This window comes from Streptomyces morookaense, from assembly GCF_013030945.1.
GTDB classification, from domain to species: domain Bacteria; phylum Actinomycetota; class Actinomycetes; order Streptomycetales; family Streptomycetaceae; genus Streptomyces; species Streptomyces morookaensis.
Map to the genome: position 1 here is coordinate 1 of NZ_JABBXF010000107.1, position 24,115 is coordinate 24,115.

Sequence of the window (24,115 nt, forward strand, 5' to 3'; positions counted from 1 at the left end):
CCCAGCGCCGGGCGCGGACCGCTGCCCGGCATTTCGCGTCGCTGGCCGGGGCCGCCGGCCAGACCGGCCGGGGCGCCGCCCTTGCCGCCGGGGCCGCCCTGCCCGCCCGGCGCCGGCTTCTTGTGGCCCTGGGCCACATCGACCGGCAGCATGACGAGCGCGGTGGTGCCGCCCGAGTCGGACGGGCGCAGCTGGATGCGGATGCCGTGTCGCAGGGACAGGCGGCCGACCACGAACAGACCCATGCGCCGCGAGACGGAGACGTCCACGGTCGGCGGGCTGGCGAGCCGCTCGTTGATGGAGGCGAGGTCCTCGGGCGACAGGCCGATGCCGGTGTCGTGGATCTCGACGAGCACGCGCCCGTCGGGCAGGGCGTGACCGGTGACCTTGACCTTGGTCTGCGGGGACGAGAACGAGGTCGCGTTCTCGAGCAGCTCGGCGAGCAGGTGCACGAGGTCGTTGACGACACGGCCGGCGACCTCGGTCGGCGGCACGCCGCTGAGTTCGATGCGCTCGTACTGCTCCACCTCGGACGCGGCGGCACGCAGCACGTCGACGAGCGGCACGGGCCGGGTCCACCGGCGGCCCGGCTCCTCGCCCGCGAGGACGAGGAGGTTTTCGCCGTTACGGCGCATACGGGTCGCGAGGTGGTCGAGCTTGAAGAGCGAGGACAGCTGGTCCGGGTCCGCCTCGCGGCTCTCGAGCTCGGAGATGAGCGAGAGCTGACGCTGGATGAGGCCCTGGCTGCGGCGCGAGAGGTTGGTGAACATCGCGTTGACGTTGCCCCGGAGGAGGGCCTGTTCGGCGGCGAGCCGGACCGCTTCCTGGTGCACGTGGTCGAACGCCGCGGCCACCTTGCCGATCTCGTCGCGGCTGTGCACGCCGACGGACTCCACGGACGTGTCGACGTCCTGCGGGTCGGTCTCGGACAGCTGCTTGACGAGCTCCGGCAGACGGTCCTGGGCGACCCGGGTCGCGGTGTCCTGCAGCCGGCGCAGCGAGCGCACCATGGAGCGGGCCACGACGAAGGCGCCGACGAGGGAGATGCCGAGAACGAGGACGATCAGGGCACCGTTGAGGATGGCCTCCTGGTTGGCCTCGTCCTTCAGGTCGGCGGCCTTCTGGTCCATCTCCGTGAGGAGCGTGGTCTCGATCTTGGCCATTTCCTCGAGCTTCACGCTGTCCTGGTCGTACCAGTCCAGGTAGCTCTTGGGCTCGCTCTTCAGGCCGTCGGCCTTGCCCAGGACGCGCTCGGCGAAGGTGTTCGCCGAAGTGATGTCGGGGATGCCGCCGTTGAGCGCCTTGAGCAGGGAGGCCGAGTCGTTGGCGTCGATGGCCGTGAAGCGGCGCATCGCCTCGTCCTCGGCGTCCAGCGCCGACTTGCCGTACTGGCGGTCGTTCGCCGAGAGGGCGGCGCCGCCGGGGCGGGCCAGGGCGGCACTGATCACGGCCCGCTGGATGGACGCGTACTCCTTGGCGGCGGAGAACGTGGCCAGCGCGCGGGTCGCGGTGATCATGTCGCTGTCGCTGGTGGCCTGGGCCATGTCCTGGGACAGGGTCAGCAGCGAGTTGATCAGGCCGTCGTAGTTGTTGACGGTCTGGGAGAGGAAGTCCTTGTCCGTGTAGGCGCTCTGCCGGATTTCCTTGATCTTGTCCAGCTGCTTGGAGATGTCGACCAGGGTGGTCGTCACGCCGACCATCGTGGGGTCGTTCGGCTTGACCTTCGCAGTGGTCTGGCGGAACGCGTCGATGGCCCGGTCGGCCTTCTGCCGGGAGGCGAGGACCTTGTCGTCCTTGGGGTTGCCGGAAATGATCGGGCCCGCGGACTGGTCGCGCTCCTGCTGGAGCGCGTCGGCGAGCTGGGTCGCCTTACCGGTCATCTCCGTCAGGAGCTTCATGTGGTCGAGCTGGTCGACCTTCTGCAGCGAGCTGTCGATACGCAAGGCGCCCAGGGTCGTCGCGGCGACGACCGGGAGGGCGAGCAGGGATACCAGACGGGTACTGATGCGCCAGTTGCGCAGGGCTATTCGTGAGCCCGTCCCGCTCGGCTCCTTGGCCTGCGGCTGCTCGGCGGCTTCGGCGCCGTCCGGCGTCGCGCCCGGCGTATCGGCCGGCGTGCCGCGGTCGGTCGCACCGCGCGGCTCCGGCTCCGCCGCAGCGCTGCCATCCCTCTTGAAACGTCCCTGCACTAGCGTCGCAACCTCTGGACCAGGCGTCCCGCCGGAAGACGGAGGGACGGTGTCGAGTCGTGGGGGGACCGCGGTGCCCCCCTGGCGGTCCCCGGAATTCCAGCACAGTGCCCGATCTCCCAACAAGGCCGGTGGTCCGGGACGCACATGCCACTACGCGGCGTATCCGCAATCGTCACTCGCTGTCGAATATCGGTTTGCTCAATTCGGACTTTTGGCGATGAGTCGTCAGTCCGGTGCTGGTCACGGGTCCCTGTCCCAGTCGCCATGATCAGGAGCGGAACGTCTGATTCAGCACCCCAATGTCCGTTTCGCGGCCGTGAAGTGAGCGCCCGTTATGCGGCTTTTCTCGGCTTCCTCGTGAGCAAACTCACAGGAAACCCATGACTTGCCGGGCGACTCCGGGGGGATGGGCGCGCCTAGCCTGGTCCTTTACACAACCGCGAGAAGGACAACGCGAGGCCCTCAGTGAAGTCAGTGAAGACCGCCAACCCGCGCCGCACCACGCTGGCCCACCTCGAGGACGCCGCCGGGCTGGGCGTCGCCGAGGCCGACCGCCCGCAGCACGCCGTGCAGCTGCCCCAGGTCACCGCCAACCCGCGCCGCACCATCCTGATGACCGCGCCCGTCGTCCAGGTGCCGCAGGACTGACCCCCGGCCGCGCACGGGCCGCCTGCACACCCCCGCGATAGCCTGGGGTTCCAGATTCCGGCCGGACAAGACAAAAAGGGGCACAGGCTTCCCGTGCGCATCGCCAGGTTCTCCATCGACGGCAACGTCGCTTTCGGCGTCGTGGAGGGGGACGCCTCCACCGAAGGCGGCCCCGTCCTCGACATCATCAAGGGACATCCCTTCGCCGAGTTCGAGCGCTCCGGGAAGAAGGTCCCGTTGAGCAAGGTGCGGCTGCTGCCGCCCGTGCTGCCCAACAAGGTCGTCGCCATCGGCCGCAACTACGCCGAGCACGCCGCAGAACTGGGCAACGACGTCCCCGAGGTGCCCGTCACCTTCTTCAAGCCGTCCACCGCGGTGATCGGCCCCGGCGACCCCATCGCCTACCCCTCCTTCTCCAGCGAGCTCCACCACGAGGCCGAGCTCGCCGTCGTCATCGGCCGTATGTGCCGCGAGGTCCCGCGCGAGCGCGTCAAGGACGTCATCCTCGGCTACACCTGCGCCAACGACCTCACCGCGCGCGACGTCCAGCGGCGCGAGCAGCAGTGGGCCCGGGCCAAGGGCTTCGACACCTCCTGCCCGCTCGGCCCGTGGATCGAGACCGGGATCGAGGACCCGGCGAACCTCGGCATCATGTGCACCGTCAACGGCGAACAGCGCCAGCTGGGCCGGACGAGCGACATGGTCCGCTCCGTCGAGGAGCTCATCGTCCACATCACCGAGGCGATGACGCTGCTCCCCGGCGACGTCGTCCTCACGGGCACCCCGGCCGGGGTCGGACCCCTGAACGTCGGCGACGAGGTCGCCGTCACCATCGAAGGCATCGGCACTCTCACCAACAAGGTGATCAAGCGTGGCTAACGGATCCGTCCGCGTACGTTTCTGTCCCTCCCCGACCGGCAACCCCCACGTGGGCCTGGTCCGGACCGCCCTGTTCAACTGGGCGTTCGCCCGGCACCACGGCGGCACCCTGGTCTTCCGCATCGAGGACACCGACGCGGCGCGCGACTCCGAGGAGTCGTACGAGCAGCTCCTGGACGCCATGCGGTGGCTGGGCCTGGACTGGGACGAGGGCCCCGAGGTGGGCGGCCCCCACGCGCCGTACCGCCAGTCGCAGCGCATGGACCGCTACCAGGAGGTCGCGGCCCAGCTGCTGGAGCGCGGCCACGCGTACAAGTGCTACTGCACCACCGAGGAGCTCGACGCCCGCCGCGAGGCCGCCCGCGCCGCCGGCAAGCCGTCCGGCTACGACGGCCAGTGCCGTGAGCTGACCGAGGAGCAGGTCGCCGCGTACGAGGGCGAGGGCCGCACGCCCATCGTCCGCTTCCGGATGCCCGACGAGCCGATCACCTTCACCGACCTGGTGCGCGGCGAGCTCACCTTCACCCCGGAGAACGTGCCGGACTTCGGCATCGTCCGGGCCAACGGCGCGCCGCTCTACACGCTCGTCAACCCCGTCGACGACGCCCTGATGGAGATCACCCACGTCCTGCGCGGCGAGGACCTGCTCTCCTCCACCCCGCGGCAGATCGCCCTCTACCGCGCCCTCGCCGAGATCGGCGTCGGCAACGGCAGCATCCCGCAGTTCGGGCACCTGCCGTATGTGATGGGCGAGGGCAACAAGAAGCTCTCCAAGCGCGACCCGCAGTCCTCCCTGAACCTCTACCGGGAGCGCGGCTTCCTGCGCGAGGGCCTGCTCAACTACCTCTCGCTGCTGGGCTGGTCGCTCTCCGCCGACCAGGACATCTTCACGATGGACGAGATGGTCGCGGCGTTCGACATCAAGGACGTCAACGCCAACCCGGCCCGCTTCGACCTCAAGAAGTGCGAGGCCATCAACGCGGACCACATCCGCCGCCTGGACGTGAAGGCCTTCACCGAGGCCTGCGAGCCCTGGCTGCGCGCCCCGCACGCCAACTGGCTCCCGGAGAGCTTCGACCAGGCCGCGTGGGAGGCCATCGCCCCGCACGCCCAGACCCGCCTCACGGTGCTCTCCGACATCACCGCCAACGTCGACTTCCTCTTCCTGGACGAGCCCGTCGAGGACGAGGCGTCCTGGCAGAAGGCGATGAAGGAGGGCTCGGACGCCCTGCTGCGCACGGCCCGCGAGAAGCTGGCCGCCTGCGACTGGACCGCGGAGGCGCTCAAGGCCGCCGTCGTCGCCGCCGGCGAGGAGCACGGCCTGAAGCTGGGCAAGGCCCAGGCCCCGGTCCGCGTCGCCGTCACCGGCCGCACGGTCGGCCTCCCGCTGTTCGAGTCCCTGGAGGTCCTGGGCCGCGAGCGGACGCTGGCGCGCGTGGACGCCGCGCTGGCGAAGCTGGCGGGCTGACGCACGGGCCTGTGGGCTCCGCGGGACGGCGCGGTACCGTCGAACGCATGACGGTCCGCGCGGTCCTCTGGGACGTCGACGACACCCTGTTCGACTACACGGGGTCCGATCGTGCAGGCGCACTGCGCCACATCGAGGCCGAGGGCCTGCTCTCGCGGTACGACACCGCGGAGCAGGCCCTCGGCCTCTGGCGTGAGGTCATGGAGGTCCAGTTCGCCCGCTTCCTCGCGGGCGAGCTCGGTTTCCGGGAGCACCGCCGCGAGCGGGCCCGCGCCTTCCTGGGCGCCCCGCTGGGCGACCGGGAGGCCGACGCCTGGTTCGCCCGCTACATCGCGCACTACGAGGCCGCCTGGACCCTCTTCCCGGACGCCCGGCCGGCCCTGGACGCCCTCGCCCCGCACTACCGGCAGGCGGTGCTCTCCAACTCCGGCACCAGACACCAGAAGCGCAAGCTGCGCGCCCTGGGAGTGCGCCGCCGCTTCGAACGGGTGCTGTGCGCCGACCGGGTCGGGTGGCCCAAGCCCGACCCGCGTGCCTTCCACGCCGCCTGCGCGGCCCTGCGCCTGGCCCCCGGCGAGGTCGTGTACGTCGGCGACCAGCTGCAGGGGGACGCCGTGGGGGCCCGGGACGCCGGGCTGCACGCGGTGTGGCTGGACCGCACGGGCGAGGCTGCGGAAGCCGTGGTTCCGGAGGGGGTGCGGCGGATCGGAGGGCTCGGTGAGCTGCCCCTGCTGCTGCGCGGAGTTATCGATTTTGGAGCCCCGTCCACCTTCGGGTAATGTTCTTCCTGCGCCGCCCGAGAGGGCCGAGAGGCCGGAGCGGAGGGCGCAAGCCGGACAAGACCCCTTCCGGGGGGTGGAGTTACGGTGGGGTATGGTGTAATTGGCAGCACGAGTGATTCTGGTTCACTTAGTCTAGGTTCGAGTCCTGGTACCCCAGCAAGAGAAAATCGCTTCGAATTCTCTTGATAAGCTTCGGAATGAAGCAAGAAGCAAAAGCGCAGTGCGAGCCCCCGTTGTGTAGCGGCCTAGCACGCCGCCCTCTCAAGGCGGTAGCGCCGGTTCGAATCCGGTCGGGGGTACTGGTTCCTGGAGGAGGAAACTCCAAAAGGGATCGCTAGGGCCCCCGTTGTGTAGCGGCCTAGCACGCCGCCCTCTCAAGGCGGTAGCGCCGGTTCGAATCCGGTCGGGGGTACTGGGTGAAACCACCATGGGCTATGGTGTAATTGGCAGCACGAGTGATTCTGGTTCATTTAGTCTAGGTTCGAGTCCTGGTAGCCCAGCGCGGATTGCGTCGAAATCTTCGGAGCAATAAGCAGGCCCCCGTTGTGTAGCGGCCTAGCACGCCGCCCTCTCAAGGCGGTAGCGCCGGTTCGAATCCGGTCGGGGGTACAAGAGGAAAGAATGCCTTTCGCTTCGGCGGGAGGCATTTTTTCATGCGCTCTTCCGCGGTATCCGGGGCGGCGCGATAATCCCCGCATGGTCCATGCCCATGGCGTGCGCCGCCGCGTCCACGTCGGTGATCTCCGACCCGGCGACCACGCATGTCTGCTGTTCGCGTCGGACGAGGAGCGGGCATCGGTCCTGCGGGACTTCGTCCTGGGGGGCCTGGACGCGGACGACAAGATCCTCTGTCTCACCGGCGATCCCGCCCCGAGCCTGCCCCCGGTGCCGCCCGGGCGGCTCGAAGTGGTCGCGCTCGCCCAATTCCTCACCGCCGACGGGCGGTTCGACGCCGCGGCCCTGCTCGCACGGCTGCGCACGGCGGCCGCACGGTCCCGCGCCGAGGGCTGCCGTGCCCTGCGGGTCGCGGGGGACCCGGGCGCGGGCGGGATGCCGGATCTGCCGCGGCTGCTGGAGTACGAGGCGCTGCTGGACGGGGAGTTCGGCTCCGGCCGGGCACTGGCCGTCTGCCAGTACGACCTGCGCCGCTGCGGGCCGGGCACGCCGGACGCCCTCGAGTCGGCGCACGCCGGCAGCGTCGAGGCGGATCCGCTGGTCCGCACGGCCGACCTCGTCGTGGTCCGTACGTACCGGCCGCAGGGCCTGCGCATCGAGGGCGTGGTCGACGCCGGGGCCCACCGCTGCCTGCGGGACGCGCTGCGCTCGGTCGCGGCCGTCCGCGAGGACGTGCGGCTGGAGATGTCCCGGGTGGAATTCCTGGACCTGGCGGGGCTGCGGCTGCTGATGACCTTCGCCCGGGCCCGTGCCGCCCGGCACTGCACGGTCGAGCTCACCGGGCTGCTGCCGCACCTGCGGCAGGTCATCACGATGATCGGCTGGGACCGCACCCCGGGCCTCCGGCTGGGGGCGGCCCATGCCTGCTGACGGATTCGTCCACCACGCGTGCCTGTACGGCACGGACGCGGAGTTCCTGGCGACGGCCGTGCCGTTCGTCCGGGACGGGCTGGCGGCGGGGGAGCCCGTGCTGGCCGCCACGACGCCCGCCAACCTCGACCTGCTCCGGCGGGCCCTGGGGGAGCGGGCGCACGCGCTGGACACCGCCGAGACCGCGTACTTCGGGCGCCGGCCCGTGGAGCGCGTCTCGGCCTTCCTGCGCTACCACGACCGCCGCGCCCGGCCCGGGCGCCGCACGCGGATGCTCGCGGAGCCGGTGTGGTGCGGGAGGTCCGCCCGCCAGGTCGCGGAGTGGAAACGCATGGAGTCCGGGCTCAATGTGCTGCTGGCCGGGCTGCCGGTGTGGATGATCTGCCCGTACGACACCAGGACCGTCCCGGCGGACGTGGCACGGGCCGCCTGCGCCACGCACCCGGCCCGGATGGACGGCCGGCGCCTGATCCCGTGCGCCGGCTGCGCGGAGCCGGCGGCCTACGCGGCCGGCGTGGCCCCACCGCGGGCCCCTGCGCCCGCAGGGGCGTCCCGGGCGGGTCCGACGACCGCGGCGTCGGCGGTGCGGCTGTTCGCCCGCGAGAGGGCCGTTGCGGCGGGCCTGGACGGGGAGCGGCTGGGCCTGGCCGTCCTGGCGGTCTGCGAGGCCGCGGCCTACCTGCTGGCGCCGGCGGGCACCCGGCTGGCCGTCCGGGCCTGGGAGGAGCCGGGGCAGCTCGTCTACGAGCTGCTGTGCACGGGGCCCGCCACGGTGCCGGTCTTCGCGGGCTTCCGCCCGCCCGGGGACCGGCCGGAGCCGGAGGACGGGCTGTGGCTCGCCCGGTCGCTGGCCGATTCCCTGGATATCAGGGCGCAGGGCGCCCTGACGCGGCTGACGTTGCGCGTGACAGGCCCCCGCACCTTCGACTGAGGCGGGTGCGCCCCTGACGGGGCGCCGTGATGCCGCATGGCGAAGATCCGCCGGAGGCACCCCCTACCCGTTCCGGCGCAGCGCCTCCGTCAACCGCATGGCCGCGTCCAGCACCGCCTGGGCATGCATCCGCCCAGGATGCCGCGTCAACCGCTCGATCGGTCCCGAGACCGATACGGCGGCCACCACCCGGTTCGACGGCCCCCGCACCGGCGCCGACACCGAGGCGACCCCCGGCTCGCGCTCGCCGATGGACTGGGCCCAGCCGCGCCGCCGCACCCCGGACAGCGCCGTCGCCGTGAACCGCGCCCCCTGGAGCCCGCGGTGCAGCCGCTCCGGCTCCTCCCACGCCATCAGCACCTGCGCGGCAGACCCCGCCTTCATCGGCAGCGTCGAACCCACGGGCACCGTGTCCCGCAATCCGGACAGCCGTTCTGCCGCGGCGACGCAGATGCGCATGTCGCCCTGGCGGCGGTACAGCTGCGCGCTCTCGCCCGTCACGTCGCGCAGGTGCGTGAGCACCGGCCCGGCCATGGCCAGCAGCCGGTCCTCGCCCGCGGCGGCGGCCAGTTCGCTCAGCCGGGGGCCGAGGACGAACCGGCCCTGCATGTCGCGCGCCACCATCCGGTGGTGCTCCAGGGCGACCGCCAGCCGGTGCGCGGTCGGGCGCGCGAGACCGGTCGCGGTGACCAGCCCGGCGAGCGTCGCAGGACCGGCCTCCAGAGCACTCAGCACGAGGGCTGCCTTGTCGAGTACGCCCACACCACTCGAGGGGCCATTGGTGTTGTCCATGAAACGATACTCACGTCTCACACTGTGAAACGCAAGTTCACATTTCCGCGAGACGCGCCACTCTGGACGGACACCACCCACGAACCGACGAATGGGACAGCGATGGGACGGACACTCGCGGAGAAGGTCTGGGACGACCACGTCGTCACGCGCGCCGAGGGCGAACCCGATCTGCTCTTCATCGATCTGCACCTGCTCCACGAGGTGACCAGCCCGCAGGCCTTCGACGGCCTGCGCAAGTCCGGCCGGAAGGTCCGCCGGCTCGATCTCACCATCGCCACCGAGGACCACAACACCCCGACCCTCGACATCGACAAGCCGATCGCGGACCCGGTCTCCCGCACCCAGCTGGAGACGCTGCGCGCCAACTGCGCCGAGTTCGGCGTGCGCCTGCACCCGCTGGGCGACGTCGAGCAGGGCGTCGTCCACGTGGTGGGACCCCAGCTGGGGCTGACCCAGCCCGGCATGACGGTCGTCTGCGGCGACAGCCACACCTCGACCCATGGCGCGTTCGGCGCCCTCGCGTTCGGCATCGGCACCAGCCAGGTCGAGCACGTGCTGGCCACCCAGACGCTCCCGCTGGCGCCGTTCAGGACGATGGCGGTGACCGTCGAGGGCGAACTGCCCGACGGCGTCACGGCGAAGGACCTGATCCTCGCCGTCATCGCCCGCATCGGCACCGGCGGCGGCCAGGGCCATGTCATCGAATACCGCGGCTCCGCCATCGAGAAGCTGTCGATGGAAGCCCGGATGACGGTGTGCAACATGTCCATCGAGGCGGGCGCCCGGGCCGGCATGATCGCCCCCGACGAGACGACGTTCGCCTATCTCGAGGATCGTCCGCACGCGCCCCGGGGCGAGGACTGGGACGACGCCGTCGCGTACTGGCGCACCCTGCGCACCGACGACGACGCGGTCTTCGACCGCGAGGTCGTCATCGACGCCTCCGAACTCGCCCCGTTCGTCACCTGGGGCACCAACCCCGGCCAGGGCGCACCCCTGTCGGCGTCGGTTCCCGACCCGGCCTCGTACACCGACCCGTCCGAGCGCACCGCCGCCGAACGAGCCCTGGAATACATGGGATTGACGGCGGGTCAGGCGCTGCGCGACATCCGCGTGGACACCGTCTTCGTCGGCTCGTGCACCAACGGCCGCATCGAGGACCTGCGTGCCGCGGCGGACGTGCTGCGCGGCCGCGCGGTGGCCGACGGGGTACGGATGCTGGTCGTCCCCGGCTCGGTACGGGTGGCCCTGCAGGCCGTCGACGAGGGCCTGGACAAGGTGTTCACGGAAGCGGGTGCCGAGTGGCGGCACGCGGGCTGTTCGATGTGCCTGGGCATGAACCCCGACCAACTCGCGCCCGGCGAGCGGTCCGCGTCGACGTCCAACCGCAACTTCGAGGGCAGGCAGGGCAAGGGCGGCCGCACCCACCTCGTCTCGCCCCAGGTGGCCGCCGCCACCGCCGTCCTGGGCCGGCTCGCCTCGCCGGCCGACCTGTCCGACGTCACTGCCACCGCGGGGGTCTGAACAGCCATGGAAGCCTTCACGACACACACCGGCCGGGCCGTCCCGCTGCGCCGCAGCAACGTGGACACCGACCAGATCATCCCTGCGCACTGGTTGAAAAAAGTCACCCGTGACGGTTTCGAGGACGGGCTCTTCGAGGCCTGGCGCAAGGACCCGGAGTTCGTGCTCAACCGGCCCGAACGCGAAGGCGCCTCGGTGCTGGTCGCCGGACCGGACTTCGGCACCGGCTCCTCGCGCGAACACGCCGTATGGGCCCTGCAGAACTACGGTTTCCGCGTGGTGATCTCCTCCCGGTTCGCCGACATCTTCCGCGGCAACTCGCTCAAGAACGGCCTGCTGACCGTGATCCTGCCGCAGGAGACTGTGGAACGGCTGTGGGAACTCACCGAGGCCGACCCCGCCGCCGAGGTGACGGTCGATCTCGTCGCGCGCGAGGTACGGGCCGAGGGCATCACGGCCGGTTTCGACCTTGACGACAACGCCCGATGGCGGCTCCTGGAGGGCCTGGACGACATCGGACTGACCCTCCGGCACGAGGCGGACATCGCCGCGTACGAGGCCGTCAGGCCCGCGTTCAAGCCCTCGACAGCCGTCGTCTGAGGCCCATTCGAGCTCATTCGGCCCAGTCCGTACCCCGGCTTCGGACCCCCGGATTTTCGCTGCTCACCCGGGGTTTGACATGATGCGCCCCCTGTCTTCGGACAGGGGGCGCACCGCTTTGTTGAGGCCCTGTGAAGCGACAACTCGCCTCAGATGGCACAATCGGTGCATGGAACGCGACAGCCAACTCGAGCTTTACCGGCTTGTCGCGGACCGGCTGAAGGAAGCGCACTCGAGGGTGCGCACACTGCAAGTCCCCGAGGACGTACGGGTGGCACTGTCCAGGCAGCTGCTGGCCATCACGGCTTCGGCGAAGCACGATCTCTCAGGCGCGGCAAGGCGTCTGGACCGGCTGATGAACGACCTCGACGAGGGCCGTTTCCCTTCAGAGCGCGGCACCGACGGAACTCCGTGACGGGTCGGGTTCGTTGCGGCACAAGGGTGATTAGACCGTTTCGTGTTTGATTTGCGGTATATATCTGCCTAACGTGCGAAAAAAGCTGGATCAGTTTCCGGCGAAGTCTCCGAAGGGGAAGACGTGAACAAGGCGCAGCTCGTTGAAACGATTGCCGACAAGCTCGGTGGCCGGCAGCAGGCCGCGGACGCGGTCGACGCGGTGCTGGACGCGATTGTCCGCGCGGTGTGCGCCGGCGACCGCGTTTCGGTCACCGGCTTCGGCTCGTTCGAGAAGGTCGACCGCCCGGCCCGTTACGCCCGCAACCCGCAGACGGGCGAGCGCGTGCGGGTCAAGAAGACCTCGGTGCCCCGCTTCCGCGCGGGTCAGGGCTTCAAGGACCTGGTCGCCGGCACCAAGAAGCTCCCGAAGGGCGGCGAGGTCGCCGTCAAGAAGGCGCCCAAGGGCAGCCTTTCGGGCGGTACGGCCGTGAAGAAGGCCGCGGCGAAGAAGGCCACGGCCAAGAAGGCGGCCGCGAAGAAGACCACCGCCAAGAAGGCGGCACCGGCGAAGAAGACCACCGCGGCGAAGAAGGCCACGGCGAAGAAGACCACCGCCAAGAAGGCGGCGCCCGCGGCGAAGAAGGCCACGGCGAAGAAGACCACCGCCAAGAAGGCCACGGCCAAGAAGACCGCTCCCGCCAAGAAGGCTGCCGCGGTCAAGGCTCCGGCCAAGAAGACGACTGCGCGCAAGACCACCGCCAAGAAGACCACTGCCAGGAAGAAGTAAGCAGGCAGCGGACGCAACGGCGTCACCGCCGGGCCGGCCTCCCGAAGGGGAGGCCGGCCCGCGGTGCGTTGTGGGGAGTGCGCCCCGTAAGGGGCGCGGGGCGGTTTTCATCTGCGGCTCCGCCGCGTGGGCGCGACCAGCCACAGCCGGCCCGCAGCCGAACGTTCAGCTCAGAACGTCTGCAACGTCACCAACGTCACATGACGTTCGCCGGAATCGGTCGCCGCCAACTCGATCCGCACCCGCTGCCCGGCCCGAAGCAGCCGCAGGCCCCCGGCGTCGAACGCGTCCGCGCCGAACGGCACCGGCGTGCCGTCGTCCAGGAGAACGCTCCCGGACCGGGTCTGAGGATCGAAGGTGTACGCGGTGGCCTGCATGCCGCCAGCCTATGTCCTGGCCGGCCGCGAGGCGGACCGCAGCGGCCCCGCCACCGCCGCCGTGCGCGGCCCCGTGCCCAGCGCGAGAACGGCCCGCAAATCGGCTTCCGTGTCCACGTCGCGGCGCACGGAATCCACGCCGTCGAGCAGGATCTCCCGTGCCCCGGAAGCCAGGTGCCGGGCGCGCGAACGGCCCTCGAACGCCGGAGCCAATTCCATTCCGGGGGCCGCGGCGAGCAGGGTCGTACCGATTCCCGCGGCATCCGCGAGAAATGCGCGCGGGAATTCCGCGGCACGGCCGAGTACCCGCTCGAGTTCCATGGGCCGGAGCGCCGGAAGGTCCGCGTTGAGCGTGGCCACCGCGCCGTCCGGCAACTGTTCCCGCACGCTCCGCGCGCCGTGGGCCAGCGCCGCGTTCAGCCCGCCGCCGCCCGGCGGCTCGGGCAGCACACGGGCGCCCAGGGCGGCCGCTCCGGCCCCTGCCAGCGGGTCGTCCGTGACGACCGCCACACCCCGCACCGCCGGGCAGGCCAGCGCGGCCTCCACGGTGTCCAGGGCGAACGCCAGGGCCAGCGCGGGCCGCGGCGGGTGTCCCGGGCCCGCGGCCCCGAGCCGGCTCTTGGCCAGGGTCAGCGACTTCACCGGTACCACCAGAGTCCAGCGCACCCGTGCCCCCTCTCTTCGCTCCGGTCTCATTCTCGCCGCTGCCGCGGCCGCCCGTGGGGCGCGGGGTTACGGTGTTCTCGACAGACCGGGCACCTGGGGCGACACTTGTCCGGCCCCGGGTGCGTTACCGGCCCGAGAGCCGGATCCATGTCCCAAGAGAAGGGTGACCGAGTGTCCCGCCGCAGAATCGGCTTCTGGTACCGCCTTGCCGCGGTGTTGGCAAAACCGCCGCTCGTGGTTCTGTTCAAGCGGGACTGGCGTGGAATGGAGCACATTCCGGCGGACGGCGGATTCATCACGGCCGTCAACCACAACTCGTATCTCGACCCGTTGTCCTACGCGCACTACCAGTACAACACCGGGCGCGTGCCCCGCTTCCTGGCCAAGGCCGCACTGTTCAGGGGCAACTTCGTCGGTGCGATCCTGCGCGGCACCGGGCAGATCCCCGTCTACCGCGAGAGCGCCGACGCCGCAACGGCGTTCCGGAACGCGGTCGACGCCATCAACAGGGGCGAGTGCGTGGCCTTCTACCCCGAGGGCACCCTCACCCGCGACCCCGACATGTGGCCCATGGAGGGCAAGACGGGTGCCGCCCGCGTCGCCCTGCTCACCCGCGCCCCGGTCATCCCGGTCGCCCAGTGGGGCGCCAACGAGGCGATGCCGCCGTACGCCAAGGAGAAGAAGCTCCGGCTCTTCCCCCGCAAGACCCTCAAGGTGCTGGCCGGTCCGCCCGTCGACCTCTCCGACTTCTACGGGCAGGAGCCGACGGCCGAGGTGCTGCGCGCGGCCACCGAGAAGATCATGGCCGCCATCACCGAACTCCTCGCCGAACTCCGCGGCGAACCCGCACCTGCAGAACCGTACAACCACAAGAAGGCGCGCGCCGCTGCCCGCCGGAAGGACCAGGAGGACAGCAAGTGACGCGCTGCGCCGTCTTCGGCACCGGCTCCTGGGGCACCGCCTTCGCGATGGTGCTCGCCGACGCGGGCTGCGAGGTGACCATGTGGGGCCGCCGCGCCCCGCTCGTCGAAGCCCTCAACACCGGCCGCACCAACCCCGACTACCTTCCCGGCGTCGAACTCCCCATGGGCGTCCGGGCCACCACCGACCCCGCGGAGGCCGCCCGCGACGCGGACTTCACCGTCCTCGCCGTGCCGTCGCAGACGCTGCGCGCCAACCTCACCGAGTGGGAGCCCCTGCTGGCCCCCGGCACCGTGCTCGTCTCCCTGATGAAGGGCGTCGAACTCGGCACCGCCAAGCGGATGAGCGAGGTGATCGAGGAGGTCGCCAAGGTCGGCCCCGAGCAGGTCGCCGTCCTCACCGGACCCAACCTCGCCAAGGAGATCGCCGCCCGGCAGCCCGCCGCCGCCGTGGTCGCCTGCCGCGACGAGTCCGTGGCCCGGCGCCTCCAGGCGGCCTGTCACACCGCCTACTTCCGCCCGTACACCAACACCGACGTGGTCGGCTGCGAACTCGGCGGCGCCGTCAAGAACGTCATCGCGCTCGCGGTCGGCATCGCCGACGGCATGGGACTCGGCGACAACGCCAAGGCCTCGCTCATCACCCGCGGTCTGGCCGAGACGACCCGGCTGGGCCTGGCCATGGGCGCCGACGCGCACACCTTCGCCGGCCTCGCGGGCATGGGCGACCTCGTCGCCACCTGTGCCTCGCCGCTCTCCCGCAACCGCACCTTCGGCGCCGGCCTCGGCCGCGGGATGACCCTGGAGGAGACGATCGCGGTCACCAAGCAGACCGCCGAGGGCGTCAAGTCCTGTGAATCCGTGCTCGATCTGGCCCGGCGTCATCATGTCGACATGCCGATCACGGAGACCGTCGTGGGCATCGTGCACGAGGGAAAGCCGCCCATGGTGGCGCTCAAGGAGCTGATGTCGCGCAGCGCCAAGCCCGAGCGGCACTGACGCATTGCTTCCCACCAGGTAGTCTCGACGCGATATGAGCAGCGAGACCTCCCCCCAGAGCACCGGCCGCAAGCCGCGCGTCGCGGTCGTCTTCGGCGGCCGCAGTTCCGAGCACGCCATCTCCGTGGTCACCGCGGGCGCCGTGCTGCGAGCCATCGACCGCACCACGTACGACGTGCTGCCGATCGGCATTACCGCCGACGGCCGTTGGGCGCTGACCGCCGACGACCCCGAGCGGATGGCGATCGCCGACCGCACGCTGCCGAGCGTCGAGCAGCTCGCCGGGTCGGCCGACGGTTCGGTGCTGCTGCCCGTCACCCCGCACAGCCGCGAGGTCGTCTACACCGAACCCGGCGCCGTGCCCAAGGCGCTGGGCGAGGTCGACGTCGTCTTCCCCGTGCTGCACGGCCCGTACGGCGAGGACGGCACCCTGCAGGGCATGCTCGACCTGGCCGGCATCCCGTACGTGGGCGCGGGCGTGCTCGCCTCGGCCGTCGGCCAGGACAAGGAGTACATGAAGCGGGTCTTCACCTCCTTCGGGCTGCCCGTCGGCCCGTACGAGGTGATCCGCCCCCGCGAGTGGCAGAACGACCCCTCCGCCGCCCGCAAGAAGATCGTGGACTTCGCCGGCGAGCACGGCTGGCCGCTGTTCGTGAAGCCCGCCCGCGCCGGTTCGTCCATGGGCATCACCAAGGTCGACGACATCTCCGGCCTGGACGAGGCCATCGCCGAGGCGCAGCGCCACGACCCCAAGATCCTGGTCGAGTCGCTGCTGCGCGGCCGCGAGATCGAGTGCGGGGTGCTGGAGTTCGAGGACGGACCGCGCGCCAGCGTGCCCGCCGAGATCCCCCCGGTCACGGCCCACGACTTCTACGACTTCGAGGCCAAGTACATCGACTCGGCCGCCGGGATCGTGCCCGCGCCGCTCACCGAGGAGGAGACCCGGCGCGTCCAGGAGCTCGCGGTACGGGCCTTCGACGCGGCCTCCTGCGAGGGCCTGGTCCGTGCGGACTTCTTCCTCACCGAGGACGGCGAGTTCGTCATCAACGAGATCAACACCATGCCGGGCTTCACCCCGATCTCCATGTACCCGCGCATGTGGCAGGAGACGGGCGTGAGTTACCCGGAGCTGGTCGACCGGCTCATCCAGGCGGCGCTGCGCCGCCCGACGGGCCTGCGCTAGGTTCCGCGCCCCGAAGGGGCGCTGGGGGCACCTCTGGGGGTCCCCCCAGCGGTAGCTGGGGGAGGTAGCTGGGGGAGGAACTGCGCGACCAGCCACAACGGACCCGCAGCCGACTAGGAGATGATCCCTTCGGGGATGGTCTTCTTGACGGCGCCGGCGAGATCGGTCAGCGCACTGATATCGCCGGCATCGCCGGCCACCCGCTTCGGCAGCGTCACCTCGACCCAGGCCTCGCGCAGGGTGGTGGTGCAGCGGACGCTGCCGTCGGGCTGCTTCTCGGGCAGCCAGTCGACTCCGTCGATCTCCGCCGCATCCGCGCCCGGATCGCGCTTCAGCAGATCCGGCTTCGGGACCCCGCAGCGCAGGACGATCGCCGGACGGCCGCCCCAGGCGGCGGTAAAGTCCGAAGCAGGAACGGGGTCGTGCCGCTCGCGGCCGTCCACGGTCCCCGGCAGTTCCTTGTGCAGCGCCCGGCAGAGCGCGGCCTCGGCGGCCGGCGGTGTGGGTGCCGCCGGCGCCGCGGGCCCGCCCGGGGCCGAGCAGGCCACGGCCGTCAGCAGCAGGGCAACAGCGGACAGGCCGGCCGGTCGGCGGAGCGAAGACTTCACCGGCCGAGCATACGGGGGAGCTAGATATGGACGACCGGGCAGGTCAGGGTGCGGGTGATGCCCTCCACCTGCTGGACCCTGGCCACCACCATGCGGCCGAGGTCGTCCACCGTGTCGGCCTGGGCGCGCACGATCACGTCGTACGGACCCGTGACGTCCTCGGCCTGGATCACCCCCGGGATCTTGGAGATGACATCGGCCACGGTCGAAGCCTTGCCGACCTCGGTCTGGATCAGGATGTACGCCTGTACCACGGAACCTCCAGGGCGGCTACGAGGATCATGTGGGGAGAAGAGACGCCACGGTACCGCGTCACCGCAGGCTGAGGGGAGACCCGCGCGGCCTGCGCGGCGCGGCAATACCCGGTGAGGACACCGGAACGGAACACTCCGAGGAGGAGCTCAGTGAAAGGCACCGTGGGCGAGCTGGGGGAGTTCGGGCTCATCAGAGAGCTCACCTCCCGGCTCACCACCACCCCGGCGGTACGGCTCGGGCCGGGTGACGACGCCGCGGTGGTCGCCGCCCCCGACCGCAGGGTCGTGGCCAGTACGGACGTCCTCCTGGAGGGGCGGCACTTCCGCCGCGACTGGTCGACGGCCTACGACGTGGGCCGCAAGGCGGCCGCCCAGAACCTGGCCGACATCGCCGCCATGGGCGCGGTGCCCACCGCGGTGCTGCTCGCCCTCGTGGTGCCCGCCGAACTGCCCGCCACCTGGCCCGTGGAGCTGATGGACGGCATCCGCGACGAGTGCCAGGTCGCCGGGGCCGCCGTGGTCGGCGGGGACGTGGTGCGCGGCGAGACCATCACGGTGGCCATCACGGCCCTGGGCGACCTGCGCAACCACGAGCCCGTCACCCGCTCCGGCGCCCAGCCCGGCGACGTGGTCGCGGTGACCGGCTGGCTGGGCTGGTCCGCGGCCGGGCTCGCGGTGCTCGTCCGGGGCTTCCGATCGCCCCGCGCCTTCGTCGAGGCCCACCGGCGCCCCGAGCCGCCGTACCACGCCGGGCCCGCCGCCGCGGATCTCGGTGCCACCGCCATGACGGACATCAGCGACGGCCTGATCGCCGACCTCGGGCACATCGCCGACGCCAGCAAGGTCCGCATCGACCTGCACACGGCCGCGATCGACGTGCCCACGCAGATGTCCGACATCGGGCAGGCGGTCGGTGTCGACCCGCTGCAGTGGGTGCTGACCGGGGGAGAGGACCACGCCATCGTGGCCACCTTCCCGCCGGACGTGAAGCTGCCGGCCCGCTGGAAGGTCATCGGCGAGGTGGTCAGCCCCTCCGCCCTGCCTCAGGTCACCGTCGACGGTGCCCCCTGGGACCGGGCCGGCGGCTGGGACCACTTCGGGGACCTGGACGCCGAGGACCACCGGGGCGACTTGTAGATTCGGCCGTATGCCGATACCTCCCCGCGTGCTCACCGTCGCCGGATCCGACTCCGGCGGCGGCGCCGGCATCCAGGCCGACCTGAAGACGATGCTCGCCCTCGGCGTGCACGGCATGAGCGTCGTCACCGCCGTCACCGCCCAGAACTCCCGCGGCGTCCAGGGCTCCTGGCCGCTGCCGGCCGAGGCGGTGCGGGCCCAGTTCCGCAGTGTCGTCGACGACATCGGCGTACAGGCGGTCAAGACCGGCATGCTCGCTTCCGGCGAGCTGGTGGAGACCGTGGCCGGTCTGCTGGCCGGGGTGCACGCGCCCGTGGTCGTCGACCCCGTGGGCGTCTCCAAGCACGGGGACCCGCTGCTGGCCGCGTCGGCGCTCGACGCGGTCCGCACGCGGCTGCTGCCGCTGGCGACGGTCGCCACGCCCAACCTGGACGAGGTCGCCTGGCTCACGGGCGTCCGTGTGGCCGTCGAGGCGGACCTGCGCCGCGCGGCGGACGCCGTGCTGGCCCACGGCCCGGAGTGGGTCCTCATCAAGGGCGGCCACCTGGCCGGCCCGGACGCGGTGGATCTCCTGACGGACGGCGAGGAGGAGTACTGGCTGCGGGCGGTACGGCACGGCAACCGCCACACGCACGGGACGGGCTGCACACTGGCGAGCGCCATCGCGTCGGGCCTCGCGAAGGGCTATCCGGTGCCGGAGGCCGTGACACGGGCCAAGGACTATGTGACCGGCGCCATCGCGTCCGGCTTCCCCCTGGGCGGAGGCATCGGCCCGGTGGACCATGGGTGGACGCTGCGGGGGTGACGGGGCGCCCCGTAAGGGGCGCTGGGGGCACCTCCCAGCGGTAGCTGGGGGAGGAACTGCGCGAGCAACCGCGCACGTCCCGCAGACAAAGCAAAAACCGGCCCACCGCGAGGTGGACCGGCTTCGGCAACCGGCGGGGCTGCGCTAGCGATTAGCGCGAGACCTTGCCGGCCTTGATGCACGAGGTGCAGACGTTGAGGCGCTTCGGCGTCCGACCGACCACGGCACGCACACGCTGGATGTTCGGGTTCCAGCGACGGGACGTACGGCGGTGCGAGTGCGAAATGTTGTTGCCGAAGCCCGGCCCCTTGCCGCAGACGTCGCAGTTGGCAGCCACGGGTCACTCCAAAGACTTCAGATGCACTTACGGGAAATCCCGGCGTGCCGGGTCGGTGGTGACTGGCTTGCCAGGGGAAAGCCTGACTCTCATCAGGCAACCGGAGCAGCATACAACGACCGCTCCTGGACAACGAAACTACCATGACCGCCCCCGACCCCGCCCGGCCTGCCCTTCCCGGTGCCCGGCGGGACTAGTCTGCCCACTGCCCATGAGCCCCCAGCCCCGAGCCGCCCCAGGAGGACCCAGGTGCCGCACACGCTCGACGCCGAGGCGGTGCGCACCTGGTGCGCCCTGGCGCTGGACGCGCTGGGCCGGGCCCGCGAGGAGATCGACGCGATCAACGTGTACCCCGTCGCCGACGGGGACACCGGCACCAACCTCTACCTGACCGTGGAGTCCGCGGCCCGCGCCGTGGACGCCGCCTTCGACGGCCACGCCACCACCGGCCCCGGCTCCCGCCCCGGGCTCCCCGAGGCCGTCCGGGCCATGGCCCACGGCGCGCTCATAGGGGCCCGCGGCAACTCCGGAACGATCCTGGCCCAGCTGCTGCGCGGCATGGCCGAGGTGCTGACCTCCGCGGGTGACGAGGATCACCACGGCGCCTTGGGCGGCGCCCTGCTGGGCCGGGCCCTGGAACGCGCGGTGGAGTCCGCGTACGAGGGCGTGGCCCGCCCCGTCGAGGGCACCGTGCTCACCGTCGCCGCGGCCGCCGCCGAGGCCGCCGCGGTCGTCCCGGGCGCCACGGCCGCGGAGACGGCCCGCACCGCGTACGAGGGCGCCCGCACCGCCCTGGAGGCCACCCCCCGCCAGCTCGACGTCCTCGGCAGGGCCGGCGTGGTCGACGCGGGTGGCAGGGGCCTGGTGGAGGTGCTGGGCGCACTGTCCAGCGCCCTGGCGGGCGGCACGCCCGGCCCGGAGACCGCCGGGCCCGCACCGCTGGCCACGCGCGCGTGGACGGAGGGCTCGTACCACCCCGAGGGCTGCCGGGCCGACTTCGGCGGCGCCGGCACCGGCGCGGAGCCCGCCTTCGAGGTGATCTACCTGCTGGAGGCCCCCGACGAGGCCGTCGCCCGGCTGCGCACCCGCCTGGACGCGCTCGGCGAATCGCTGGTCGTCGTGGGCGGCGACGGGCTGTGGAACGTCCATGTGCACGTCGACGACGCCGGGGCGGCCGTCGAGGCGGGCATCGACGCCGGGCGCCCGTACCGGATCCGCATCACCCACTTCGGCGGCGCCGCCCAGGAGCGCACCCGCACCCGTGAGCGGGTCCAGCGCGCCGTGGTGGCCGTGGTCCGCGGCGAGGGTCTGGCCACGCTGTGCACGGAGGCCGGGGCGACCGTGGTGGCCGTGCGCCCGGGGGAGCCGCCCGCCAGCGGCGAGCTGGTGCAGGCCGTGCGGCGCGCCCACGCGCGCGAGGTGGTGCTGCTGCCCAACGACGACGACCTGCGCCACACCGCCGCGGCCGCCGCCGAGCAGGCCCGCGCCGAGGGCGTGCGCGTCGCCGTCATCCCCACCCGCTCCCCGGTCCAGGGCATCGCCGCCCTCGCCGTCCACGAGCCCGGCCGGCGCTTCGACGAGGACGTCGTCGCCATGACCTCGGCCGCCGGCGCCACCCGGTACGCGGAACTCGCCGTCGCCGAGCGGCAGTCCTGGACCATGGCCGGCGTCTGCCAGGCCGGGGACGTCCTCGGCCTGATCGACGGCGACGTCGCCGTCATCGGCCAGGACCTGGCCGCCACCGCGGGAACGGTCCTGGACCGGATGCTCGCCGCGGGCGGCGAGATGGTCACGCTCGTCCTCGGCGACGAGGTCCCCGACGCCGTCGCGGGCCGCCTGGAACGGCACGTGCGGGACGCCCACCTGGCCGTGGACACCGTCGTCTACCGCGGCGGCCGGCAGTGCGCGCCGCTGCTCATCGGGATCGAATGATGCGCACCTGACCGGCACTGTCACACCGATGGTGTGCAATGGGGCATGTGCCTGCCCTGGACGAACCCCTCAAGAAGACACTCGGCGGCAACACCGCCAAGGTCATGGCCGAGCACCTCGGTCTGCACACCGTCGGCGACCTGCTGCACCACTACCCGCGCCGCTACGCCGAGCGCGGTGAGCTCACGCGGCTGAACGACCTGCCGCTGGACGAGCACGTCACGGTGGTCGCCCAGGTCTCCGACGCGCGCGTGCACAAGTTCAACGCCGGCCGGGGCCAGCGCCTGGAGGTCACGCTCACCGACGGCAGCGGACGGCTGCAGCTCGTCTTCTTCGGGCGGTCGATCTATCACCACCAGAAGGAGCTCCTGCCCGGGCGCCGCGGCATGTTCGCGGGCAAGGTCGGCACCTTCCGCAACGTCCGCCAGCTGTCGCACCCCGCCTACGAGATGCTCGGCAAGGACAGCGGCGCGGACACCGTCGAGGCCTGGGCCCAGCAGCTCATCCCGCTCTACCCGGCCTGCGCCCAGATGGAGTCCTGGAAGATCTCCAACGCGGTGGACGTGGTGCTCGCCTCCCTGGAGGCCACCGGCTGGGAGGCCGTCACCGACCCGCTCCCGCCCGCCCTGCAGGAGGGCCGCGGGCTGCTGCCGCTGCCCGAGGCGCTGCGCAAGGTCCACCGGCCGCGCACCAAGGCCGACATCGAGGACGCCCGCGCCCGCCTGAAGTGGGACGAGGCCTTCGTCCTCCAGGTCGCCCTGGCCCGCCGACGGCACGCCGACGCCCAGCTCCCGGCCGTGCCCCGCAAGCCCGTCGCCGGAGGACTGCTCGACGCCTTCGACGCCCGGCTGCCGTTCACCCTGACCGAGGGCCAGCGCCAGGTCTCCGCCGAGATCTTCGACGACCTGGCCACCGAACACCCCATGCACCGCCTGCTCCAGGGCGAAGTCGGCTCGGGCAAGACGATGGTCGCCCTGCGCGCCATGCTCGCCGTCGTCGACGCGGGCGGCCAGGCAGCGATGCTCGCCCCCACCGAGGTCCTCGCCCAGCAGCACCACCGGTCGGTCACCGAGATGATGGGCGACCTCGCCGAGGGCGGCATGCTCGGCGGCTCGGACCAGGGCACCAAGGTCGTCCTGCTCACCGGCTCGATGGGCACGGCGGCCCGGCGGCAGGCCCTGCTCGACCTGGTCACCGGCGAGGCCGGCATCGTCATCGGGACGCACGCCCTCATCGAGGACAAGGTCCGGTTCCACGACCTGGGCCTGGTGGTGGTCGACGAGCAGCACCGCTTCGGCGTCGAACAGCGCGACGCCCTGCGCTCCAAGGGCAGGCAACCGCCGCACCTCCTCGTCATGACCGCGACCCCGATCCCGCGCACCGTGGCCATGACGGTCTTCGGCGACCTGGAGACCTCCGTCCTGGCCCAGCTCCCGGCCGGCCGCTCGCCGATCGCCAGCCACGTGGTGCCCGCCAAGGACAAGCCGCACTTCCTCGCCCGCGCCTGGGAGCGGGTGCGCGAGGAGGTCGAGGCCGGGCACCAGGCGTACGTGGTCTGCCCGCGCATCGGCGACGAGGAGGAGCGCGCGAACGGCAAGAAGAAGTCCGCGGAGGACGAGGCCGAGAAGCGCCCGCCGCTCGCCGTCCTGGAGGTCGCCGAGCAGCTCGCCAAGGGCCCGCTGGCCGGGCTGCGCGTCGAGGTGCTGCACGGCCGCATGCAGCCCGACGCCAAGGACGACGTGATGCGCCGCTTCGCCGCGGGCGAGGTGGACGTCCTCGTCGCGACGACGGTCATCGAGGTCGGCGTGAACGTCCCCAACGCCACCGCCATGGTGATCATGGACGCGGACCGGTTCGGCGTCTCCCAGCTGCACCAGCTGCGCGGCCGCGTCGGCCGCGGCTCCGCGGCGGGCCTGTGCCTGCTGGTCAGCGAGATGCCGGAGGCCAGCCCGGCCCGCGCCCGGCTGAGCGCGGTCGCCTCGACGCTGGACGGCTTCGAGCTGTCCCGGATCGACCTCGAACAGCGCCGCGAGGGCGACGTCCTCGGCCAGGCCCAGTCGGGCGTCCGCTCGTCGCTGCGGATGCTCGCCGTCATCGACGACGAGGACATCATCACGGCGGCCCGCGAGGAGGCGACGACGGTCGTCGCCGCCGACCCCGAGCTGAGCGCCCTGCCGGCCCTCCGCACGGCGCTGGACGCGTTGCTGGACGCGGAACGGGAGGAGTTTTTGGACAAGGGCTGAGCGGTCCGTCGCCTGCGCGAGCGGCCCCCCACCGGCCCGCAGGCAAAAACGCCTACCCTGATGACGCGGCGCCAGCCGCGCCCGGTACCCACACCCCGAAGGGCCCC

Annotated in this window: 24 protein-coding genes and 5 tRNA genes; 22 read left to right on the forward strand and 7 right to left on the reverse strand. The window is 71.8% G+C overall.

The window, feature by feature from the left end:
- Positions 1-2,189, reverse strand: a 2,189-nt coding sequence (locus HG542_RS31280) for a sensor histidine kinase (protein WP_171087442.1), incomplete at its 3' end; no start/stop codon positions are given.
- Between the two features lie 468 nt (positions 2,190-2,657).
- On the opposite strand from HG542_RS31280, the gene HG542_RS31285 reads away from it, so the two are divergent.
- The 11 genes from HG542_RS31285 (at position 2,658) to HG542_RS31335 (ending at position 8,445) form a co-directional block, all read left to right on the forward strand.
- Positions 2,658-2,840 (forward strand): hypothetical protein, encoded by a 183-nt coding sequence (locus tag HG542_RS31285; RefSeq protein ID WP_171087445.1) that lies wholly within the window; start codon positions 2,658-2,660, stop codon positions 2,838-2,840.
- A gap of 93 nt (positions 2,841-2,933) precedes the next feature.
- Positions 2,934-3,719 carry a fumarylacetoacetate hydrolase family protein gene (locus tag HG542_RS31290; RefSeq protein WP_171087446.1) on the forward strand — a complete coding sequence of 262 codons (786 nt, stop codon included), beginning with the start codon at positions 2,934-2,936 and terminating at the stop codon, positions 3,717-3,719.
- Positions 3,712-5,187 carry a glutamate--tRNA ligase gene (gene gltX / locus HG542_RS31295; protein WP_171087448.1) on the forward strand — a complete coding sequence of 492 codons (1,476 nt, stop codon included), beginning with the start codon at positions 3,712-3,714 and terminating at the stop codon, positions 5,185-5,187. The genes HG542_RS31290 and gltX overlap by 8 nt, the downstream gene beginning before the upstream one ends.
- A 47-nt stretch (positions 5,188-5,234) precedes the next feature.
- On the forward strand, positions 5,235-5,966 hold the full coding sequence (locus HG542_RS31300; RefSeq protein ID WP_171087450.1) for an HAD family hydrolase: 732 nt from the start codon (positions 5,235-5,237) through the stop codon (positions 5,964-5,966).
- A gap of 88 nt (positions 5,967-6,054) precedes the next feature.
- A tRNA-Gln gene (locus tag HG542_RS31305) sits at positions 6,055-6,126 on the forward strand.
- 69 nt (positions 6,127-6,195) lie between these two features.
- A tRNA-Glu gene (locus HG542_RS31310) sits at positions 6,196-6,268 on the forward strand.
- A gap of 40 nt (positions 6,269-6,308) precedes the next feature.
- A tRNA-Glu gene (locus HG542_RS31315) sits at positions 6,309-6,381 on the forward strand.
- A gap of 16 nt (positions 6,382-6,397) precedes the next feature.
- Positions 6,398-6,469: transfer RNA gene (locus HG542_RS31320), tRNA-Gln, on the forward strand.
- A 36-nt stretch (positions 6,470-6,505) separates the two neighbouring features.
- Positions 6,506-6,578: transfer RNA gene (locus HG542_RS31325), tRNA-Glu, on the forward strand.
- A gap of 87 nt (positions 6,579-6,665) precedes the next feature.
- Positions 6,666-7,514, forward strand: a complete 849-nt coding sequence (locus HG542_RS31330; RefSeq protein WP_171087452.1) for an MEDS domain-containing protein — start codon at positions 6,666-6,668, stop codon at positions 7,512-7,514.
- Positions 7,504-8,445: a sensor histidine kinase gene (locus HG542_RS31335; RefSeq protein WP_171087454.1), complete on the forward strand. Its 942-nt coding sequence runs from the start codon at positions 7,504-7,506 to the stop codon at positions 8,443-8,445. The genes HG542_RS31330 and HG542_RS31335 overlap by 11 nt, the downstream gene beginning before the upstream one ends.
- Positions 8,446-8,508: 63 nt before the next feature.
- On the opposite strand, the gene HG542_RS31340 is transcribed toward HG542_RS31335, so the two are convergent.
- Positions 8,509-9,237: an IclR family transcriptional regulator gene (locus tag HG542_RS31340; RefSeq protein ID WP_171087456.1), complete on the reverse strand. Its 729-nt coding sequence runs from the start codon at positions 9,235-9,237 to the stop codon at positions 8,509-8,511.
- Between the two features lie 102 nt (positions 9,238-9,339).
- On the opposite strand from HG542_RS31340, the gene leuC reads away from it, so the two are divergent.
- From leuC to HG542_RS31360, 4 genes are all read left to right on the forward strand, one after another.
- Complete coding sequence (leuC, locus tag HG542_RS31345) at positions 9,340-10,764, forward strand: 3-isopropylmalate dehydratase large subunit (RefSeq protein ID WP_171087459.1); 1,425 nt, start codon at positions 9,340-9,342, stop codon at positions 10,762-10,764.
- Positions 10,765-10,770: 6 nt separating this feature from the next.
- On the forward strand, positions 10,771-11,364 hold the full coding sequence (gene leuD, locus HG542_RS31350) for a 3-isopropylmalate dehydratase small subunit (RefSeq protein WP_171087460.1): 594 nt from the start codon (positions 10,771-10,773) through the stop codon (positions 11,362-11,364).
- A gap of 169 nt (positions 11,365-11,533) precedes the next feature.
- The gene (locus HG542_RS31355; RefSeq protein ID WP_171087462.1) at positions 11,534-11,779 is read left to right on the forward strand and encodes an SCO5555 family protein; all 246 of its coding nucleotides are present in this window, start codon (positions 11,534-11,536) and stop codon (positions 11,777-11,779) included.
- Positions 11,780-11,902: 123 nt separating this feature from the next.
- Positions 11,903-12,547 carry an HU family DNA-binding protein gene (locus HG542_RS31360; protein WP_171087464.1) on the forward strand — a complete coding sequence of 215 codons (645 nt, stop codon included), beginning with the start codon at positions 11,903-11,905 and terminating at the stop codon, positions 12,545-12,547.
- A gap of 170 nt (positions 12,548-12,717) precedes the next feature.
- Here the strand turns inward: HG542_RS31360 and HG542_RS31365 are convergent, their stop codons facing one another.
- Together HG542_RS31365 and cofC are read right to left on the reverse strand one after the other, a co-directional pair.
- Positions 12,718-12,924: a hypothetical protein gene (locus HG542_RS31365; RefSeq protein ID WP_171087466.1), complete on the reverse strand. Its 207-nt coding sequence runs from the start codon at positions 12,922-12,924 to the stop codon at positions 12,718-12,720.
- A gap of 9 nt (positions 12,925-12,933) precedes the next feature.
- Positions 12,934-13,590: a 2-phospho-L-lactate guanylyltransferase gene (gene cofC, locus HG542_RS31370; RefSeq protein ID WP_229922509.1), complete on the reverse strand. Its 657-nt coding sequence runs from the start codon at positions 13,588-13,590 to the stop codon at positions 12,934-12,936.
- A 171-nt stretch (positions 13,591-13,761) separates the two neighbouring features.
- On the opposite strand from cofC, the gene HG542_RS31375 reads away from it, so the two are divergent.
- From HG542_RS31375 to HG542_RS31385, 3 genes are read left to right on the forward strand one after another with little or no spacing between them, the layout of a single operon-like run.
- Entirely contained in the window at positions 13,762-14,511 is a 750-nt protein-coding gene (locus HG542_RS31375) for a lysophospholipid acyltransferase family protein (protein ID WP_171087470.1), read from the forward strand.
- A complete protein-coding gene (locus tag HG542_RS31380) occupies positions 14,508-15,509 on the forward strand; it encodes an NAD(P)H-dependent glycerol-3-phosphate dehydrogenase (protein WP_171087472.1) in 1,002 nt (333 codons plus the stop codon). Before HG542_RS31375 ends, HG542_RS31380 begins: the two co-directional genes overlap by 4 nt.
- 34 nt (positions 15,510-15,543) lie before the next feature.
- Positions 15,544-16,692: a D-alanine--D-alanine ligase family protein gene (locus HG542_RS31385; RefSeq protein WP_171087475.1), complete on the forward strand. Its 1,149-nt coding sequence runs from the start codon at positions 15,544-15,546 to the stop codon at positions 16,690-16,692.
- A 113-nt stretch (positions 16,693-16,805) separates the two neighbouring features.
- Here the strand turns inward: HG542_RS31385 and HG542_RS31390 are convergent, their stop codons facing one another.
- Both HG542_RS31390 and HG542_RS31395 read right to left on the reverse strand, forming a co-directional pair.
- Positions 16,806-17,300: a DUF3515 domain-containing protein gene (locus HG542_RS31390; protein ID WP_171087477.1), complete on the reverse strand. Its 495-nt coding sequence runs from the start codon at positions 17,298-17,300 to the stop codon at positions 16,806-16,808.
- 20 nt (positions 17,301-17,320) lie between these two features.
- Positions 17,321-17,554 carry an Lrp/AsnC family transcriptional regulator gene (locus HG542_RS31395; RefSeq protein WP_171087478.1) on the reverse strand — a complete coding sequence of 78 codons (234 nt, stop codon included), beginning with the start codon at positions 17,552-17,554 and terminating at the stop codon, positions 17,321-17,323.
- 150 nt (positions 17,555-17,704) lie between these two features.
- Here HG542_RS31395 and HG542_RS31400 point away from each other — a divergent pair, with 150 nt between their 5' ends.
- Both HG542_RS31400 and thiD read left to right on the forward strand, forming a co-directional pair.
- A complete protein-coding gene (locus HG542_RS31400; protein WP_171087480.1) occupies positions 17,705-18,691 on the forward strand; it encodes a thiamine-phosphate kinase in 987 nt (328 codons plus the stop codon).
- A gap of 10 nt (positions 18,692-18,701) precedes the next feature.
- Positions 18,702-19,496, forward strand: coding sequence for a bifunctional hydroxymethylpyrimidine kinase/phosphomethylpyrimidine kinase (gene thiD, locus HG542_RS31405; protein ID WP_171087482.1), 795 nt, complete (start codon positions 18,702-18,704; stop codon positions 19,494-19,496).
- A 151-nt stretch (positions 19,497-19,647) separates the two neighbouring features.
- Here thiD and rpmB read toward each other — a convergent pair whose 3' ends face one another.
- On the reverse strand, positions 19,648-19,833 hold the full coding sequence (rpmB, locus tag HG542_RS31410; RefSeq protein ID WP_003957616.1) for a 50S ribosomal protein L28: 186 nt from the start codon (positions 19,831-19,833) through the stop codon (positions 19,648-19,650).
- Positions 19,834-20,082: 249 nt separating this feature from the next.
- Here rpmB and HG542_RS31415 point away from each other — a divergent pair, with 249 nt between their 5' ends.
- Together HG542_RS31415 and recG are read left to right on the forward strand one after the other, a co-directional pair.
- A complete protein-coding gene (locus HG542_RS31415) occupies positions 20,083-21,765 on the forward strand; it encodes a DAK2 domain-containing protein (RefSeq protein WP_171087484.1) in 1,683 nt (560 codons plus the stop codon).
- A 38-nt stretch (positions 21,766-21,803) separates the two neighbouring features.
- A complete protein-coding gene (recG, locus tag HG542_RS31420) occupies positions 21,804-24,008 on the forward strand; it encodes an ATP-dependent DNA helicase RecG (protein ID WP_171087486.1) in 2,205 nt (734 codons plus the stop codon).
- Positions 24,009-24,115: the final 107 nt, after the last annotated feature.

Excerpts from the sequence above, each read along its gene's own strand:
- HG542_RS31300 (WP_171087450.1), top strand. The coding sequence starts at position 5,235 with ATGACGGTCCGCGCGGTCCTCTGGGACGTCGACGACACCCTGTTCGAC.
- HG542_RS31330 (WP_171087452.1), top strand. The coding sequence starts at position 6,666 with ATGGTCCATGCCCATGGCGTGCGCCGCCGCGTCCACGTCGGTGATCTC.
- HG542_RS31335 (WP_171087454.1), top strand. The coding sequence starts at position 7,504 with ATGCCTGCTGACGGATTCGTCCACCACGCGTGCCTGTACGGCACGGAC.
- HG542_RS31340 (WP_171087456.1), bottom strand. The coding sequence starts at position 9,237 with ATGGACAACACCAATGGCCCCTCGAGTGGTGTGGGCGTACTCGACAAG.
- leuC (WP_171087459.1), top strand. The coding sequence starts at position 9,340 with ATGGGACGGACACTCGCGGAGAAGGTCTGGGACGACCACGTCGTCACG.
- leuD (WP_171087460.1), top strand. The coding sequence starts at position 10,771 with ATGGAAGCCTTCACGACACACACCGGCCGGGCCGTCCCGCTGCGCCGC.
- HG542_RS31355 (WP_171087462.1), top strand. The coding sequence starts at position 11,534 with ATGGAACGCGACAGCCAACTCGAGCTTTACCGGCTTGTCGCGGACCGG.
- HG542_RS31365 (WP_171087466.1), bottom strand. The coding sequence starts at position 12,924 with ATGCAGGCCACCGCGTACACCTTCGATCCTCAGACCCGGTCCGGGAGC.
- HG542_RS31385 (WP_171087475.1), top strand. The coding sequence starts at position 15,544 with ATGAGCAGCGAGACCTCCCCCCAGAGCACCGGCCGCAAGCCGCGCGTC.
- thiD (WP_171087482.1), top strand. The coding sequence starts at position 18,702 with ATGCCGATACCTCCCCGCGTGCTCACCGTCGCCGGATCCGACTCCGGC.
- recG (WP_171087486.1), top strand. The coding sequence starts at position 21,804 with ATGGGGCATGTGCCTGCCCTGGACGAACCCCTCAAGAAGACACTCGGC.